This window comes from Streptomyces sp. NPDC001157, from assembly GCF_053598255.1.
In genome coordinates this window covers 1-17,245 of the sequence record NZ_JBSFJW010000025.1, presented here as the reverse complement: position 1 = coordinate 17,245, position 17,245 = coordinate 1, and the positions used below count along the sequence as shown (strand labels likewise).

Here is a 17,245-nt window from a genome sequence, read left to right as displayed (position 1 = left end):
CTGAGGTGCACGGTGTCTCGGCCGCGAGAGCGCCGGCCTGGCGCATTTTCCCCACCTGCGTGGAGGCGCGTACAGGGCTCACTGATCTACTGCGTGCGCCCCCTGAGCGGCGGCGCCCAAGAGCTTCGGGAGAGGATGAGGAGTCCGTAGTGGAGGGGTGCCGTGCTGGTGAGGAACCGTGGGGCAGTGCAGCGCGACGAGTCCGCGCTGATCGTGCGGCACGCGCCGCCCGAAGCCGTGGCCGCGGCGATCGTGACGCTGCACGGCGGCCATGAGCTGAGCCACCGGACGGCGCACCCCTGGCAGCCGGCCGCGCTTCGTATGCTCCCGGTCCTGCGGGCGGCCGGAGCCGCCTCGCCCCCGGACGTCCTGCTCGGGCAGGTCCGCTACCGGCACCAGGGCTGGAACGACGCCGATCCCGCCCACGACGCACTGCGGGCCCTCGACGAACTCCAGCGGCTCGCGGGAACCGTGCCCACCGTCCTCGTAGGGCACTCGATGGGAGCCAGGGCGGCCCTTCGGGCCGCGTCGCACCCGCTGGTGTGCGGCGTGCTGGCGCTGGCACCGTGGTGTCCGCCCGTGGACTCCGCCCGCCACCTCGGTGGGGTGCGCCTGCTGGTCCTGCACGGTGACCGCGACCGTGTGACGTCGCCCGCCGAGTCGGCGGACTACGTGCGCCGGGCCCGGGAAGCCGGGGCCCGGGCCGGCCTGGTGCTGGTCCGCGGCGGCGACCACGCGATGCTCCGGCGCAGCGGCGACTGGCACCGGGCCACGGCCGAGATCGTGGCCCGGATGCTGCGGCCGGATCCGGACCCCGAGGGTCTGGCCGCGAGGGCTTGCGCGGCGGACGGCGCCGTCGACCTGTAGGGGGACGGCGCCGCAGACCGGGGCAGGGCGTTCAGCCAGGAGCGACGGTCAGCAGACCCCCTCGTCCTGCCAGGGCCCCCAGTCGGTGGCGGTCGGCGTCTCGTTCTGGGTCCACCACTTGGCCTTCCAGTTGTGCTTGTTGTACGAGACCTCGTCGCCGGCGGTGTAGACGGCGCTCGAACTCCAGGCGGTCCTGCACGCGGTGGGTGTCGGCGTGGGCGTCGGAGTGGGAGTCGAGTCCGGCGGGGTGGCGCCGGCGAACTTCACCGAGTACTTCGCGAAGTCCCAGGAGTTCTGGGCCACGCTGGAGCAAGTGCCGGACGTGCGCCCGCCGTTGTCGGGCGGAGTGCACTGCCGGTCGCGGTTGAGGGACCAGAAGGTGAAGCGGTCCATGTTGTGGCTCGTGGCGTAGTCCAGCACGGTCTGGAAGTCGGCCTGGGTGAAGATCTCGCCGGTGTCGCTGCGCCCGTTCATCCCGGAGAAGCCCTCGTGGGTGTAGGCCGTCGCCTGGTCCCAGCCGAACGTCGACTGGAGGATGGAGTTGAAGTTGGTGAGCGCGCTCGTCTGCGAGGCCGCGCCGTTGAAGCCGCCGTCGAAGGGCATGATGGAGAAGTTGTTCGGCGTGAAGCCCTGCGACTTCGCCTCCAGCAGCATCTGCTTGCCGAACCAGCCGGTGCCGTCGGCCGTACCGGCCGTGGTGACGGAGACGTACAGGCCCGGGTTGTTCTGCTGGAGTATTTTCGCGGCGCCGATCTCGTTCCTGATCGCCGCGGTGTTCTCGTACTCCGGCTCCTCCAGGTCGAAGTCGATGGCGTGGAGGCCGTACTTGGTGATGACCTGCTGGTACGCGGCCGCCGTCGCTGCCGCGTCCGAGCACACCTGGCCGAGCTTCGTGCCGCCGTATCCGCCGATGGAGACGGACACGTCACCGCCCTTGCCGCGGATCGTGTTGATGACGGACTGGACGGCCGTGTCCGAGGAGACGGGGGCGGTGCCGCCCCAAGTGGGGGAGCAGCCGCCGCCGCCCGGGGCGAGGACGAAGGCGAGCTGGAAGGCCTTGAGGCCGGTGGCGTCCATGATGGCGGCCGGGTCCGGAGGGTCGTTGTCCAGTGGCATCAGGTACGGGGCCGCCGCGTACCAGCGGTTGCCGAGTGCGGCGGTCGCGCCCGAGGCGTTGCCCGCTACCAGGGCTGTGGTTCCTGCGGCGGCGAGTCCGACGGCGGCGGCTGCGCCCAGACATGCGCGAAGACGTCTCACGGTGTGCCTCCGATGGGGTGGGGGAGTGCCCCAGCTTCCTGCCGGACCGTGACCGCGTCCATGCTTTGGACTAGACCAAACGGCTTCTTGGTCTAGACCATGCGATTCCTTTGCTTGAACCTGTCAAGCATGGAGTGGGGGGGGCGGGTCTTGTGCGTTATGGCCGGTGTGCGGTAATTCGTGATCTGTGAGCTATTACGACCTCGGCAGTCACAGCCGACGCGTCACGACTTCGTCGTCCGAGGCGCAGGTGTGGTTCGACCGCGGACTGAACTGGACCTTCGCCTTCAACCACGAAGAGGCCGTGCGCTGTTTCGAGGCCGCCGCCGCGGCGGATCCCGACTGCGCCATGGCCGACTGGGGCGTGGCCTATGCGCTGGGCCCCAACTACAACAAGCCCTGGGAGTTCTTCGACGAACAGGACCTGGCCCGCACGGTCGAGCGGACCCACACCGCGGTCCAGCGCGCACATGCCAAGGCCGCCGGTTCCACCCCCGTCGAGCAGGCGCTCATCGATGCCCTGCGGTCCCGCTATCCGCAGGAGCGGGCCCCTGCTGTCGAGGAGTGCTCCGTGTGGAACACCGCCTACGCCGACAGCATGCGGACCGTCCACCGACTGGCCCCCGACGACCTGGACGTGGCCACCCTGTACGCCGACGCCCTGATGAACCTCACGCCCTGGCAGTTGTGGGACATCCGCACCGGCACACCGGCCCTGGGCTCGCGCACCACCGAGGCCAGGGCGGTGCTGGAGCGGGCGCTCGCCACCGAGGCGGGCGAGCACCACCCGGGCCTGCTGCACATGTACATCCACCTGATGGAGATGTCCCCGACCCCCGAGGCGGCCCTGCCGGCCGGGGACCGGCTGCGCGGTCTGATGCCGGACGCCGGACATCTGCAGCACATGCCGTCCCATCTGGAAGTGCTCTGCGGCGACTACCGTCGGGTCGTCTCCGACAACACCACGGCGATCGAAGCCGACGAGAAGTTCCACGCCCGGGCCGGGGCGATGAACTTCTACACCCTGTACCGGTGCCACAACCTCCACTTCAAGATCTACGGAGCGATGTTCCTCGGCCGCTACCGGGACGCGATGGACACGGTGCACCGGCTCGAGGCGGCCGTGCCCGAGGAACTGCTGCGGGTGCAGAGCCCGCCCATGGCGGACTGGGTGGAGAGCTTCCTCGCGATGCGGGTGCACGTACTCATCCGCTTCGGCCGCTGGGGCGACATCCTCGCCCTGCCGATCCCCGCCGACACGCGCCTGTACTGCGTGAGCACGGCGATGCTGCACTACGCGCGCGGTGTCGCGTACTCCGCCACCGGCCGGATCGAGGAGGCGGAGGCCGAGCGCAGGCTCTTCCATGACGCTGTCGCCCGGGTCCCGGAGACCCGCATGCTGTTCAACAACACCTGCGCGGACATCCTCGCGATCGCCGCGGCGATGCTGGACGGAGAGCTGGACTACCGCAAGGGCCACCACGACGCCGCGTTCGCGGCCCTGCGCCGGTCGATCGAGCTGGACGACGGCCTTCCCTACGACGAACCCTGGGGCTGGATGCAGCCCACCCGGCACGCCTACGGGGCCCTGCTCCTCGAACAGGGCCTGGTCGCGGAAGCCGAGGCCGTCTACCGGGCCGACCTGGGTCTCGACGACACCTTGCCGCGCGCACAGCAGCACCCCGCCAACGTCTGGGCGCTGCACGGCTTCCACGAGTGCCTCGTGCGGCTCGGCAAGGACGGCGAGGCACAGATCGTGGCCCAGCAACTGAAGATCGCCACGGCGACGGCGGACGTACCGATCGAGGCGTCCTGCTGCTGCCGACTGGGGACCCGCTCGGGTTAGCGCCCTACGGCCGTGCACCCCGCCGCGAGTCGGCCACCGTCCTAGTACGACTCGGCCGCCGGGTCGAGGATCTCGTTGGGCGTCGAGGAACATCTCGTGCGCCTCGTGGCCCACCCAGCCGCCGGGAGGAGCTCGGTCGGTGGGGCCGGGTCGCGGAATTGGAACTCGCGGTAGTCGTAGGTCAGCCGCATGCGCCCCACCAGTGCCCCGGCCCGGTAGGACGGCATCCGCACGCCGTACGTGCGCAGCAGCCGGACACGACGGCGTTCACCGCGCTCGACATCCCCGCCGCCTACATCCTCTCCATCGAGGACCTCTCCCTCCCCGGCGAGTGGGCATGGGCCGGCCGCTTCCCGCAGTGGCTCAAGAACCCGCTGGTCGTAGAGGCGCCGGGCAGCCACGAAGGGTGTTTCACCCGTCTCGCCGAACTCGCCGACGCGTTCATCCGGGCCTGCGCCGCACAACACGGCCACAGCAGCCCGCAGGGGCGTCCGACCGCCCGCTGGCGGAAAAACGGTTCAGGCAACCTGCTGCGGCGTCACCGGAGTCGGCTCGGGTCTCTTCGCCGTGAATCCGTCTCCCGGTACATGGCCGCGCAGCCGCCGCCACAGCCAGGGACCGACATGGTCCACGGCCCAGCGCACATCGGCCCCCACGGCGCGCAGCACCGGGACCGGGGACCGCGGGGGCAGGGGCTCGGCCCAGTCGTCGTGCCCCGGCACCCCGAAGGTGTGGGCCATGCCGGCGGCGATCCGGGCGTGCCCGACCGGACTCGCGTGCAATCGGTCGTCGCTCCACAGCCGCGGGTCGGCAGTGAACGGATGCGGGAAGAGGTCCAGGACGGCGACCCCGTGCCGGGCCGCGAGGACCCGCAGCCGCGCGTTGAGGTCGAGGATCCGGGGCCTTACCCGGCGCGCCACCGGTGACACCTTGCCCAGGTCCGGGAAGGTCATGGTGGCGACGCGCGCGCCCGACGCGGTCAGCCGGGCGAAGGTCTCCTCGATGTTCGCGGCGACCGCCTCGGGGTCGTAGCGCGGTCTGACGACATCGTTCATGCCCGCCGTCACCGTCACCAGGTCCGGTCGCAGTGCGAGAGCCGGACCGAGTTGATCGGCCCTGATCTGCGTGCTGGTCTTGCCGCGGACGGCGAGGTTGGCGTAGGTGAGACCTGGCTGCTCCCGCGCGAGGATCTCGGCGAACCGGTCGGCCCAGCCGCGGTGCCCGCCCGCAGGACCCGGATCGCCGATGCCCTCCGTCAGACTGTCGCCGATCGCGACATAGCGCAGACAGGGGTGTGACACGGTCATGCCGCGTGAGTCTATCTTCGGTTCACCCGGAGTTCAGGCCCGCACGGTCGACCCGCGCTCCCGCATCCGCGGCGCGCACAGCACCCGCTTCTTCCGCACCCGGCTGCCCTCGATCGCCGCAACCGTCAGCCGTGCGGCCTGAGCCGCGATCTCGCTCAGCCCCCAGTCCACCGTGGTCAACGGCGGCGTGAGCACCCGCGACACCGGATGGTCGTCGAAGCCGACCACGGAGACGTCCCGGCCCACCTCCAGGGAGTCCTCCGCCGCGGCCGCGTACACCCCGTACGCCAGCGAGTCCGAGAAGCAGAACACCGCCGTCGGCGAGTGCGCACTCTGCAGCACGCGCCTCGCCACCGCCGTCGCCTCGCCCAACTCCTGTGGACAGGGCACCAGTTCGGCCCGCAGTCCGAGGCGGTCGGCCGCCTCGCCCACGTACACATCGGCCGGCCGGTCCGGAGTGCTGGGCCGGGTCGGGGTCAGGACGGTCACCCGGCGGTGGCCCAGGCCGTGCAGATACTCCAGTACGGCGTCGATGCCGGCCCGGTTGTCGAAGATGACCTGCCCGGCCGTGCGGGCCCGCGTCAGCGAGTCGCCGACGGCCACCACCGGCAGCGCGTCCGCGATGGCGGCCCAGCCCTGCGCCGAGGGGTCCACGGGAGACACCAGCAGCGCGTCGACCCGCTGATCGCGCAGTTGCTTGGCGAGGACCAGCTCGCGGGCGGGGTCGCCGCCCGCGTCCAGGATCAGCGCATAGCGGTCGCCGGCCAGGAGTTCCCGGCCGATGGCCGCCATCAGCTGCTGCTGCCACAGGTCCTGGAGGTCGCCCGCGAGGACGCCGACCATGCTGGTACGGCCGCTGGCCAGGGCCCGCGCGATCGGATCGGCCTCGTAGCCGAGCTCGGCCGCGGCTTTGCGTACGCGTTCCTCGGTCTCCTTGGAGACGTGTTTGCCGCGCAGGGCATAGGAGACGGCTGCGGTGGAGAGGCCCGTGGCCTCGGCCACCTCCCGGAGGGTGGTGCGCTTGTTGGGCCTGGCCATGCCGGGAAGCCTACCGGGGCTCCTGCGCATTGGGGTCGCATCGCCCCGCCCGCAGCCGCGACACCGTTGACACGACTCCTTGTTAAGCGGTTAAGTTAACCGCATCACTGAAACGCTTAACACCGCACTGAGCTCAGCGAGGACCGCCGCGTGCCCACCGACGTCCACCAGCACATCTGGCCGCCCGCCCTCATCGAGCTGCTGCGCTCCCGCACGACACCTCCGTACCTCGACGGCTGGACCCTGCACCTGGCCGGCGAACCGCCCTACGCAGTCGACCCGGTCGACCACGACCCCGCGGCCCGCACCCGGCTCGCCGCCGCCGACGGCCTCGACCTGGCCCTGGTCTCCCTCTCCAGCCCCCTCGGCATCGAGTACCTGCCGCCCGCCGAGGCCGAGCCGCTGCTGAACGCGTTCCACGACGGCGCCCTCGCGCTCCCGACCCCCTTCGCCGTCTGGGCCTCCCCGTGCCTGTCGGCACCGGACCCCGAGGCGGTGGAACGCGAACTGCGCCGCGGCTGCGTAGGCCTCCAACTCCCCGCCACCGCCCTGCTCGACGCGGCGGGCTGGGCGCACTGCGCACCGCTCCTGGATGTCCTCACCCGCCACGACAAGCCCCTGTTCGTCCACCCCGGCGCGGCCCCGCCCGCCGACGGCACCCCGCCCTGGTGGCCGGCCCTGGTCCCGTACGTGCAGCAGCTGCACGCCTCCTGGTTCGCCTTCCGCGCCTTCGGCCGCGCCCGCCACCCGGCCCTACGTGTCTGCTTCGCCGCCCTCGCGGGACTCGCGCCCCTGCACGGGGAACGACTCGCCGCACGCGGCGGCGGACGCGGCGAGATCGACTTCGACGTGTTCCACGAGACCTCCTCCTACGGCACCCGGGCCGTCGACGCACTCGTCCGGGCCGTCGGCATCGACGTCGTCGTCATCGGCAGCGACCGCCCCTACGCCCCGCCCGTCGTCCCCGACCTCGGCGCGGAGGCCGCCGTCCACGCCCTGCGCACCGTCAACCCCGCCCGCCTCCTGTACGGCCGCACCTGAACCACCGTGCCCGACACAGCCCCGAAACCCGAAAGGAGCCACCCATGGTGTACGAGTCCCTGCCGGAGCGGACCCTCGACAAGCACGAACTCCAGGCACTCGTGACGGACCTCGCCGCCCGCCCGGACCTCTGGCGCGCCCACGTGGCCTTTTCCGACCACGAGCGGCATTACGCATCGCTGTACCGCGACGCATACGTCGACGTCTGGCTGCTGTGCTGGACCCGGCAGAACGACACCGGCTGGCACGACCACGACCTCTCCGCCGGCGCCGTCAGCGTCGTACAGGGCGCACTCGACGAGTCCACCCCGCGCATCGGCGGCAGCCATCTGCGCGTCACCGTCGACGCCGGCACATCGTTCTGCTTCGGCCCCGAGCACATCCACCGGCTCACCGGCGCCACCGACGACGCCGTCTCGATCCACGCCTACTCCCCGCCGCTGTGGCGCCTGGGCCAGTACGACATCTCCGCGGACGGTCTGATGCGCCGCATCTCCGTCTCGTACGCGGACGAGCTGCGGCCCCTGGACGCTCCGGTCGCCTGAGAGGGGTGGTCGCCCAAGTCCCGCCTCTGGACGGCGAGTTCGTGCTTCCGGAGGAGCGCCCGGGAAGCGCAGCGGGAACCGCGAAGTGTCCGATTCCGCATGGCTCACCCAATTGGCCGCGCTCGGAGCGAAATTGGACGCAGGGGTGTGCAAGGTGGCTGCATGAACACACCACAGGGGAACAGCCCCACTCGCCTCGGCCGCGCCAACAAGATCGCTTTTCGACTTCCGCGAATATTCGCGGTGAGTGCCGTGCTGGGCATTGCGTGCGTGGCCGGAGCGGCGACCGCCGCTTCCGCCGCTGCCGCGACGCCCACCGCGCAGCTCACCGCAAAGACGACCGCCGCCGAGCGGACCTCGGCACAAGGCCACGGTGAAGGAAGAGGTCACCGTGGCCATGGTGGTGGTGACGAGGGCGACAACGAGTGCAATGGCCTGATCGTCCTTCTCTGCGTCTGACCACCGGCGGCACGGCCGCCACCACCCACAGGGCGGTCGGGAGGAGGGACGACTCCTTCCTCCCGACCGTCCTGCCGATGTTCTCGTCGAGCGGATCGTCGTGATGGCACCATCCCCGGCAGGGCGCCTTACATCACTTGGCTGCCCACCGGAGCCCCCAGCGGCACGCTCGGCGTGAGCGGCGACACCCAGAATGCCCCCGGGCATCCGCGGCACCCCACGTGCGCGCCGGCGGCGGTGCCGATGGTGCCACCACAGGAGCCCCGACCAGCGGGCCGGCGGAGGGCCCCCGCCCGCCCGGAGAATTCCGAGCGACGTGCCTTCCAGTTCCGCCGGGTGCGGCCGACGAGGCCGCCCGACCGGGAGTGCCGCCCCGTCGGCCGGGCTCTTGCGTGGGAGCGCGACCGTAGGCTCGTCAGCTGGACCGGGGCAGCTGCGGTCCCGCGCCGTCCTCGGTGAAGTCCTGGTAGATGGCGGGCAGTTCGGCACGTCCCGTCACGTTGAGCTTGCGGTAGATGCGGGTCAGGTGCTGCTCGACCGTGCTCACGGTGACACACAGCTGGTCGGCGATCTCCCGGTTGGAGTGCCCCCAGGAAGCCAAGGACGCGACTCTGCGTTCCGCCGTGGTCAGCGGATCCTCCGCGTCCTCGGCAGGTGGCATCGGGGCGGCGTCCGTGTCGTTGGTCAACAGGGAGCGGTGCAGGGGCGCGGCGCCGCACTGCTCGGCCAGCCGCAGCGCCTGGTACAGCGCCTGCCTGGCGGGTCCGGCCTCGCCGACGGCACGCTGGGCAGAGCCGAGGGCCGCCAGTGACCGGGCGAGTTCGAGCCGGTCTCCGGTCAGCCTCTGCAGTGTCACGGCGTTGTTGAGAATCGCCACCTTGCGCCGCGGATCGGTGAGTTCGGCGAGCAGGCGCAGCGCCACCCCCCGAGGGCTGGACTTCGCCGGGCCCGGTCGGGCCAGCTCCTCCTCGATGAGTCTGCGCGCCTCCTGTCGTTGCCCCAGTCTCAAATGGGCGGTGGCGGCGCCGTTGCGCCACGCCACGAACGTGGGCAGATCCATGTTCCAGGAGCTCGCCTTCTCCCCGCAGGCCAGGAAATCCCTCAGCGCGGCGTCCGGCCGTTTGGCCGCAAGATGATGATGGCCGCGGGCGTACAGGTAATGAATCCCGTACCAGGATCCGTATATCTCCTCGGGTACGGGCAACCGGAGCTGCTCCTCGGCGACCTCGTGAGCGCCCGTCGCGGTCGAGGCCAGGACGAGTACGCTCAGCGGCAGGCCCACGGCGAGTCCCCAACTGCGGGGCGGGACAAGGGACATGGCGGACCGCGCGTGATGCAGCGCCGTAGGCAGGTCGCCCTGACGCAGGGCGACCTCCGCCTGTAAGGCGGTGAGCCTGGCCTGCCACGTCGGCGCAGCGCGGTCGGCCACGGTTGCCGCGTGCCTCGTGGACCAGTGGGCGGCGCGGTCCTGACGACCGGTGCAGAGCAGAGTGAGGATCGCCGACTCCACGCTGTCGACGTCGCCCGTGGTCTCAAATCGGCACGAACTCAGGATCTGTTCCGCACTGCGGGCGGTGGATTCCCCCACCATGCCCTGCAAGGTGAGCGACAGCAGGCCGTCGGCGGAGCCGGCGGTGGCCTCCGGTGCTGTCTCCTGGACGGGAGAGGAGGGCTCGGCTTCGGGGGCGGAGGGAACGCGCGGAAGTATGGACGGGTGTCGTACGCGTAGCCAGGCGTGCAGCTGCCCCAGGAGGAGTGGGCACGTGTCATCGGACGCGCTGAGCAGATCGAGCAGGGAACCGGCCTGCCTGTAACGGCCGAACCAGAGCAGCGACTTGACGAGTAACGCCGCGGAATGCTGCGGCAGCCGGCCTCCCAGCGCCGCCTCGACCAGCGAGTCGAAGCGGCGTTCTGCGCCCGCGGGGTTGATGCGCCATTCCAGCTGGATCAGCTGCGCCGCGGTGACGGCGCGGACGTCGGGGTCGTCCGTGCTGTCGAGGGCGAGCTCCAGACAGGTGACGGCGAACGGCAGGTCCTCGCGCAGACGCGCCGCCTCGGCCGCGTCCAGCAACGTCGAGCGGGCCCAGCCGTCATGGGCGTGTCCCGCGGCGATGAGATGCCGGGCCACCAGGAGGGAAGTGGCTCCCTCCTGGTGCAGCAGATGTGCCGCGCGGGTGTGGGCTGCGGAGATGACGTCCGGGGAGGCGTCCTCCAGGATCGCCTCCCGCGTCGCCGGATGGCGGAAACGAGTACCCACTGTGAGCCCCGAAGCCTCCAGCTGCGTCAGGGTGCGCTGGATCGTCGTCGCGCTCGTCCCGAGCAGACGGCTGAGGCGCTCCGGTGTCGCGGTGTCCTCCAGGGCCGCGAGCAGACGGGCGACGTCCGGCACCAGGGTCTCGTGGCGGCGCAGACAGGCGAGGGCGGCATGCCGGAACTCCTCGTCCGCGTACGGCCCGTCCGGGGCGCCCAAGGGTCGGGTCAAGCGGCAGTGCCGGTCCTCCAGCAGGGCCCGCAGCAGCAATGGGCTGCCTCCGCTGAGCGAGTGGTACACGGGGCCCAGCCGGCGAGCCTCCTCCGCACCCAGCCGCTGCTCGGTGAGGGCCAAGGTGCCTTCGGGGGACAACCCGGTCATGCGCACGCGTCGGCAGTGCGGATGACGGCGTAATTCCTCGTCCAGCAGAGGGTGTCGGCTGCCCCCCTCGGGCTGGACGATCACCAGCATCACGGGGGCGGTCCGGACGTGCGGCAGCAGATGAAGCAGGCAGGCCAGCGACACCTCATCGGCATGCTGGATGTCGTCCACGCCGATCAGCAGCGGGTTGGTGCCCGCGAGACGTAGCAGGGTGCTGCACAGCCCGTGTGCCACACGGGCCTGGAGCAGGACGGCGTCGCGGGAGGTGGTCGGCCCTGCTGTCGACAGACTCTCCAACACGGCCATCTGGGAATGCAGGGACGAGGGGAGCTGTAGATCGCGCACGAGTTGACGGACCACGCCCAGGGGGACGTCGCGCTCGTGCTTGTGGCCCACAGCGCCGAGATAGAGACAAGAAGCCGAGGCCCTCTCGGCGAAGGTATACAGGAGTTCCGACTTGCCCATGCCCACCGCGCCACTCAGGAGCACGATTCGGCCGGGGCGACCGCGTGAGGCGGTGAGCGAGATGTCCAGTTCCGAAAGGGGGGCCTCTCGCTCGACCAACCGGGTGCTGACGCCTTGCTGCAACACAACCGACCTTGCCTTGGAACTCGCCGGTAAGTTTCTGTTCAGTAATCTTCGTAGCGGCTTCAATAAGCCGTCAATAAAGCCCCTCGGGGGCGGATGAAGTTGTTTGTAGGGGGGTGACGTTGGCTACTCCGTCGGACGGCCACTTTCCTTTTGGATCGTAGCGCAGAGCCTGGTCGCGTTCGAGGATGTTCGGCAGGAACAGGTCATCGTGGAGTACGGTCAAGCGAACCTGGCCGGTCATTCCGTATTCAATGACTTTTGACCAGTCTCGCTTGTCGACGACTGCCATCGTCACCTGGGGAAAATTGGGGACATACGGCATCAACTCTGCCTTTTGTTCAACTGGTAGACCCGCCGCGTTTCCGAACGTGTTGCCGTAACTGCGTCCGCAGATGCCGTCGTCCATGGCTGCGGTGAAGCCGCGGTACATGTCCGCGCTGAGCTGGGTGCCGCTCAGCCGTACGCCCTTCAGCGGGGCGACCAGTTCGGGGAAGCGGCGTATCAGTGCCTGGAACACGGCCGGGGTGGTGTTCACGTAATCGACCCGGCCCGGGGCGAGTACGTCCGCGATCTGCTCCAGGAGGTGCGTGGTGTACTCCTGGGCGTCCGCCGGCCGCCCGGCCCGGATCAGCCGCTTCACCCACCGCGGATCCATGTCGATCGCGTACGTCCGGCCGTCGTACAACTCGGTCGTCTCCCACACGCCGTTGCCGATCAGATGCGGCCCGGTGGGTGTCGCCTGCAGCCACGTGCGGTGCGGCAGAAAGCCCTCCGTGACGAACGACCAGCGGCGCCACGCGCCGCGGTGCAGCAGCATGTCGGGGGTGTAGAAGAGCCGGCACGGCGTGCCCGTGGTGCCCCCGGTGTCCCAGATCCGCCCGGTCAGCGGCCGGGGCACGGAAAGCGGCACCAGGTCGGTGGGGTCCATGCTGCGCAGGACGTCCACGGGGAACGGGCCGAAGGCCGTGAGCTGGTCGTACCGGGTGAGGTCACGCGGGTCGAAGTCCAGCTCGGCCGCTCGGCGCAGCCAGTAGGGGCTGCCGGTCAGCGGATCGAAATGCCGGGCGACCGTCCGGCGTGTCCAGGCGTCCAGATCGGTGTCGAGCCAGCCCCGGACGAGCGCGTCGCACTCCGTGGCCCGGGACTCGACCGGTGTGCGGGCCGTCAACGTCATCGCCCGGTCTGTGTAGGGGCCAGGTCGATGCCCAGGTCGAACGCGCTGGTCAGTACCTGCTGGATGTGCTCCGGCTGGTCGACGTGCACCACCGGGAACGGAAAGCGGAGGATTCCGTCGGGGATCGAGCCGCCCATGATCAGCGCGAGCCGGACACCCTCTTCCTTCATGCCGGTGCACACGTCCACCAGGCTGATGGGGTCCGTGGAGTTGCGGTCGAACAGGTCCCGCACATCTTCCGCGGTCGTCAGCTTCTTCTGCTCCAGACAGGAGAACAGCGGCAGTTCGGGCGTGGTGAAGGGCATCGCCTTGACGTAGGGAGCCATGAACTCGCGGTGGTGGCCACGCAGTGGCGAGTGCACCGCGATCGGCCGGTCCGGCAGCGGGACCATCGTGCCCGGCGGCAGGTCGGCCGCGAGTTCCTCCAACGCGGAGCGCTCACCCGAGAGCATCAGGATCTGCATGGCGCCGTCCGCCGTGACGCCGAAGTTCCCGGACAGATGAATCCCTGGTCGGCCCTCGCCCCGGTAGGCGGCGACCAGGTCGCCCTCGACGGGGGAGAAGGCGAGGGCGAGCCCCTGCTCCGGCGTCTGAGGCGGCAGCTCGGGCGTGTGGCGGGTGTGCGCCAGCATCTCGAACAGTTCCCTGCGTCCGATCGCACCGGCCAGACAGCTCGCGGTCATCGCGCCCAGACTGAGCCCACCGAGCGCTGCCGGACGCAGCCCCTGCTCCACGAGCACGTCGTGGATGCCCAGCGCCAGGGCGGTCTCCCGGATCGTCCCCGCGCTCTGCCGCTCCTCCTGTGCGGTCGGTAGTTCCTCCTCCAGGATCTGGCCCACCGTCAGACCGGTCCAGTCGGAAACCTGCTCGTACAGATCGCGCATCACGGGATAGGAGCGGTACATCTCCGTGCCACGTACTTCGGTACCGACGCCACCGCCGAAAAGAAAACCCAAAGACACCGTTATCTCCAAGTCGAGAATGGCTGAAAAGGTCGTGGTGGACTCGGTCGGACTGCCTTCGAGCGGCGGCCGACACGTGGTCTTGCCGGGTCACGTTACCCATGTCCTGGCATTCTCAAAAGGGGGCTTCTGCAGGGGGTGCGGCAGTCGCTCAGCTGTCGCGGTAGGCGCTATGGAGACGATATCCGCGAGTGTCACAGTCCTCTCATGGCCTCTCGTAATTCCCTTGCCCGGCCCGCCCGGGAAGCTGCGTCCGGTGTCCGCGAAAGCCGGACGCAGAAGTAATGCCCGTCGAAGACGGTTTCAGGAACGGGATCGATCCGCGCACCGCGATCGCGGTCACCGGCTACTCATGTCGTCTCCCCGGTGCCGGCAGCCCCGAGGCCTTCTGGGAACTGCTCGCCGCGGGTCGGCATGCCGTGACCGAGACGCCGGCCGACCGCTGGGACACCGAGGCCGTCCGTACGTCGACGGTGCCCGACGCGGAACGGGCTCGCTGGGGCGCCTTCCTGGACCGGGTCGACCTCTTCGACGCCGGGTTCTTCGGGATCTCCCCGCGCGAGGCGACAGCCATGGACCCGCAACAGCGGCTCGTCCTCGAACTCGGCTGGGAGGCCCTGGAACACGCCGGCACCGTCCCCGGCGACCTTGCGGGCAGCCACACCGGCGTGTTCGTCGGCGCGGACGCCGACGACTACACCCTCCTGCGCGCCCGGCTCGGGGCCGACGGCATCACCCGGCACTCGTCGACCGGCGCCCAGCGCAGCATGATCGCCAACCGGCTGTCGTACGTCCTGGGTCTGCGCGGACCCAGCCAGACCGTCGACTCCGGGCAGTCCTCCTCGCTGGTCGCCGTCCATCTCGCCTGCCAGAGCCTGCGCTTCGGGGAGTGCACCACGGCGCTGGCCGGCGGCGTGCACCTCAACCTCGCCCCGGACAGCGCACTCGTCGTCGCGGGCAGCGGGGCTCTCTCCCCGGACGGGCGGTCGCACACCTTCGACGCCGGCGCCAACGGGTACGTACGGGGCGAGGGCGGGGCCCTGGTCCTGCTCAAGACCCTCGACCGGGCGCTCGCCGACGGCGACCCGGTGCGCTGCCTGATCCTCGGCGGCGCGGTCAACAACGCGGGCGGCGCGGGCGCCGGGCTCACCGTGCCCGACGAGGGCGCCCAGCGCGAGGTGATCCGCCTCGCCCACCGACGCGCGGGCACCCCGCCCGACGAGGTGCATTACGTCGAACTGCACGGCACCGGCACCAAGGTGGGCGACCCCGTGGAGGCCGCGGCACTCGGCGCGGCCCTCGGCACCCGGCGCACCTGCGGGCAGCCGCTCAGCGTGGGCTCCGCCAAGACCAACGTCGGTCACCTGGAGGCCGCCGCGGGCGTCGTCGGCCTGCTCAAGGTGATCCTCTCCCTCACGCACCAGGCCCTCCCACCGAGCCTGAACCACACCACCCCCTCGACTCCGCTGGACGACTTGGGCCTCGCGGTCCAGCGCAACCTCACCGCCTGGCCGGCCGGCGACACACCTCGCGTCGCCGGGGTGAGCTCGTTCGGCATGGGGGGCACGAACTGCCATCTGGTGGTGGCGGACTGGCACGAACCCGGCACCCCGACGGGTCCGTCCGAGACGCCCGCGTCGTCCCGGCAAGGGGAGTCTCCCGCTCCCGTCGTCCACACCGAGCCGGTCGGCGTCGACCTGCCCGTGCCCGTGGTGCTGTCCGGACGTGACGAAGCGGCACTGCGCCAACAGGCCGAGCAGCTGGGCCGGTTCCTCACCGAGCACCCCGGGGTCGGGCCGACCGAGCTCGCGCCCGCCTGCGCCACGACCCGTACCCACTTCGGCACGCGGGCCGCGGTCGTCGCCACCGGCCGTGCGGACCTCCTTGCCGCGCTCGCCGCTCTCGCCCAGGGCAGGCCCGCACCGCGCCTCGTGCGAGGCACGGCCCAAGGCGGCCGACTGGCCTTCCTGTTCACCGGACAGGGCAGCCAACGGCCCGGCATGGGCGCCGCGCTGTACGCCGCTCACCCGGCCTTCGCCGAGGCCTTCGACGAGGTGTGCGCCCACCTCGACCCGCTTCTCGACCGTCCCCTTCGGGACATGGTCCTCGGCGACACCGCGGAGCTGCACCGCACGCGGTACACCCAACCCGCGCTCTTCGCCTTCGAGACCGCTCTCCAACGGCTGTTCAGGCACTGGGGAGTGCACCCGGACGTCGTGACGGGCCACTCCGTCGGCGAACTCGCGGCGGCGCACGCGGCCGGAGTGCTGAACCTGCCCGACGCCTGTGCGCTCGTGGCGGCCAGGGGACGGCTCATGCAGGCCCTGCCCGAAGGCGGAGCCATGGTCGCCGTGGCGGCGTCGGAGGTCGAACTGCTGCCCGACCTGGCCGATTTGGCCTCCCAGGTGTCGATCGCCGCGGTCAACGGCCCCGCCTCCACGGTGCTGTCCGGCGACGAGGGGGCCGTCCTCGCGGTCGCCGGACGCTGGCGTGAACGCGGGCGCAGGACGCGGCGGCTCAAGGTGAGCCACGCCTTCCACTCGCCGCACATGGACGCCATGCTCGACGACTTCCGCCAGGTCGCCGAGAGCCTCACCTACCACACGCCCCGGATCCCGATCGTCTCCAACCTGACCGGCGCCACCGCCACCGCCGACGAACTGCGCACACCGGCCCACTGGGTACGGCACGCCCGCGACGCCGTCCGGTTCCTCGACGGAGTACGGGCCCTGCCCGCCCACGGCGTCACCGTCCACCTGGAGATCGGCCCCGACGCGGTACTCACGCCGATGGCACGCGACTGCGCAGCCGATGGCACCGCCACCGCTCACGTGGCCGCGATCCGGGCCGACCGCGACGAGCCGGAGACCTTCGCCACGGCACTCGCAGAACTCCATGTCCACGGCGTCCCCGTCGACTGGCGGCCACTGACGGACGGGCGCCCTGCCCCGCACCTCGACCTGCCCACCTACCCGTTCCAGCGCAAGCGGTACTGGCTGGAGGGCAATGCAGCGCCGCTGCCGGTTCCCGAAGCCACCGTCGCCGCCGCGGCCCCTCCCGCCGAGCACGGCCTCGACCCGGCCGCACTTGTCCGCAGCAGCGTCGCGGCCGTCCTCGGACATGACTCCGCCGACGACGTCCCGACCGAAAGCACCTTCCAGGAACTCGGATTCAGCTCACTCATGGGGGTCGAACTCTGCGAACTCCTCGGCGGCGCCCTGGGAGAGCGGCTCCCGAGCACCCTCGTCTACGACCACCCGACCCCCGACGCCCTGATCCGCCACCTGAGCGACACCACCGCTCCCGCCCCTGCCGAAGCCGGGCCCACGGCACTCGGCGATGCCGGTGAGGGGGTTGCGGTGGTGGGGATGGCGTGTCGGTTGCCGGGTGGGGTGGTGTCGCCGGAGGGGTTGTGGGAGCTGGTGGTCTCTGGTGGGGAGGGGGTGTCGGGGTTTCCGGTGGATCGGGGGTGGGATCTGGAGGCGTTGTTCGATGCGGATCCTGATCGGCCGGGGACGTCGTCCAC

General features: G+C 70.8%; 13 protein-coding genes. 6 read left to right on the top strand and 7 right to left on the bottom strand.

All coding sequences use genetic code 11. The annotated features are described in order from the left end of the window. The first annotated feature begins 186 nt into the window (after positions 1 to 186). On the top strand, positions 187 to 867 hold the full coding sequence (locus ACWDAG_RS32910) for a dienelactone hydrolase family protein (protein ID WP_450699200.1): 681 nt from the start codon (positions 187 to 189) through the stop codon (positions 865 to 867). Between the two features lie 48 nt (positions 868 to 915). Here ACWDAG_RS32910 and ACWDAG_RS32905 read toward each other — a convergent pair whose 3' ends face one another. Further along, complete coding sequence (locus ACWDAG_RS32905; RefSeq protein WP_450699199.1) at positions 916 to 2,124, bottom strand: carbohydrate-binding protein; 1,209 nt, start codon at positions 2,122 to 2,124, stop codon at positions 916 to 918. Positions 2,125 to 2,311: 187 nt separating this feature from the next. Here ACWDAG_RS32905 and ACWDAG_RS32900 point away from each other — a divergent pair, with 187 nt between their 5' ends. Further along, positions 2,312 to 3,970, top strand: coding sequence for a tetratricopeptide repeat protein (locus ACWDAG_RS32900; protein ID WP_450699198.1), 1,659 nt, complete (start codon positions 2,312 to 2,314; stop codon positions 3,968 to 3,970). 41 nt (positions 3,971 to 4,011) lie between these two features. Here ACWDAG_RS32900 and ACWDAG_RS32895 read toward each other — a convergent pair whose 3' ends face one another. From ACWDAG_RS32895 to ACWDAG_RS32885, 3 genes are all read right to left on the bottom strand, one after another. Beyond that, positions 4,012 to 4,371, bottom strand: coding sequence for a PaaX family transcriptional regulator C-terminal domain-containing protein (locus ACWDAG_RS32895; protein WP_450699197.1), 360 nt, complete (start codon positions 4,369 to 4,371; stop codon positions 4,012 to 4,014). Between the two features lie 117 nt (positions 4,372 to 4,488). Further along, entirely contained in the window at positions 4,489 to 5,277 is a 789-nt protein-coding gene (locus ACWDAG_RS32890) for an SGNH/GDSL hydrolase family protein (protein WP_450699196.1), read from the bottom strand. A gap of 33 nt (positions 5,278 to 5,310) precedes the next feature. Further along, positions 5,311 to 6,315, bottom strand: a complete 1,005-nt coding sequence (locus ACWDAG_RS32885) for a LacI family DNA-binding transcriptional regulator (RefSeq protein ID WP_450699195.1) — start codon at positions 6,313 to 6,315, stop codon at positions 5,311 to 5,313. 150 nt (positions 6,316 to 6,465) lie between these two features. On the opposite strand from ACWDAG_RS32885, the gene ACWDAG_RS32880 reads away from it, so the two are divergent. The 3 genes from ACWDAG_RS32880 to ACWDAG_RS32870 all read left to right on the top strand — a co-directional run bounded on the left by ACWDAG_RS32880 (position 6,466) and on the right by ACWDAG_RS32870 (position 8,360). After that, on the top strand, positions 6,466 to 7,356 hold the full coding sequence (locus ACWDAG_RS32880) for an amidohydrolase (RefSeq protein WP_450699194.1): 891 nt from the start codon (positions 6,466 to 6,468) through the stop codon (positions 7,354 to 7,356). Between the two features lie 44 nt (positions 7,357 to 7,400). Continuing rightward, on the top strand, positions 7,401 to 7,901 hold the full coding sequence (locus tag ACWDAG_RS32875) for a cysteine dioxygenase (RefSeq protein ID WP_450699193.1): 501 nt from the start codon (positions 7,401 to 7,403) through the stop codon (positions 7,899 to 7,901). 162 nt (positions 7,902 to 8,063) lie between these two features. Next, on the top strand, positions 8,064 to 8,360 hold the full coding sequence (locus tag ACWDAG_RS32870) for a hypothetical protein (protein WP_450699192.1): 297 nt from the start codon (positions 8,064 to 8,066) through the stop codon (positions 8,358 to 8,360). A gap of 415 nt (positions 8,361 to 8,775) precedes the next feature. On the opposite strand, the gene ACWDAG_RS32865 is transcribed toward ACWDAG_RS32870, so the two are convergent. The 3 genes from ACWDAG_RS32865 to ACWDAG_RS32855 form a co-directional block, all read right to left on the bottom strand. Continuing rightward, on the bottom strand, positions 8,776 to 11,583 hold the full coding sequence (locus ACWDAG_RS32865) for an AAA family ATPase (RefSeq protein WP_450699191.1): 2,808 nt from the start codon (positions 11,581 to 11,583) through the stop codon (positions 8,776 to 8,778). A 70-nt stretch (positions 11,584 to 11,653) separates the two neighbouring features. After that, the gene (locus ACWDAG_RS32860; protein ID WP_450699190.1) at positions 11,654 to 12,757 is read right to left on the bottom strand and encodes an arylcarboxylate reductase; all 1,104 of its coding nucleotides are present in this window, start codon (positions 12,755 to 12,757) and stop codon (positions 11,654 to 11,656) included. Next, positions 12,754 to 13,719, bottom strand: coding sequence for an ACP S-malonyltransferase (locus ACWDAG_RS32855; protein ID WP_450699189.1), 966 nt, complete (start codon positions 13,717 to 13,719; stop codon positions 12,754 to 12,756). Before ACWDAG_RS32855 ends, ACWDAG_RS32860 begins: the two co-directional genes overlap by 4 nt. A gap of 284 nt (positions 13,720 to 14,003) precedes the next feature. Between ACWDAG_RS32855 and ACWDAG_RS32850 the strand changes: the two genes are divergently transcribed. Next, on the top strand, positions 14,004 to 17,245 hold a 3,242-nt coding region (locus ACWDAG_RS32850), incomplete at its 3' end, for a type I polyketide synthase (protein WP_450699188.1).

What these genes read in the sequence shown, in the direction of transcription:
- ACWDAG_RS32890 (WP_450699196.1), bottom strand. Translation starts at nt 5,277, where the DNA reads ATGACCGTGTCACACCCCTGTCTGCGCTATGTCGCGATCGGCGACAGT.
- ACWDAG_RS32885 (WP_450699195.1), bottom strand. Translation starts at nt 6,315, where the DNA reads ATGGCCAGGCCCAACAAGCGCACCACCCTCCGGGAGGTGGCCGAGGCC.
- ACWDAG_RS32875 (WP_450699193.1), top strand. Translation starts at nt 7,401, where the DNA reads ATGGTGTACGAGTCCCTGCCGGAGCGGACCCTCGACAAGCACGAACTC.
- ACWDAG_RS32870 (WP_450699192.1), top strand. Translation starts at nt 8,064, where the DNA reads ATGAACACACCACAGGGGAACAGCCCCACTCGCCTCGGCCGCGCCAAC.
- ACWDAG_RS32860 (WP_450699190.1), bottom strand. Translation starts at nt 12,757, where the DNA reads ATGACGTTGACGGCCCGCACACCGGTCGAGTCCCGGGCCACGGAGTGC.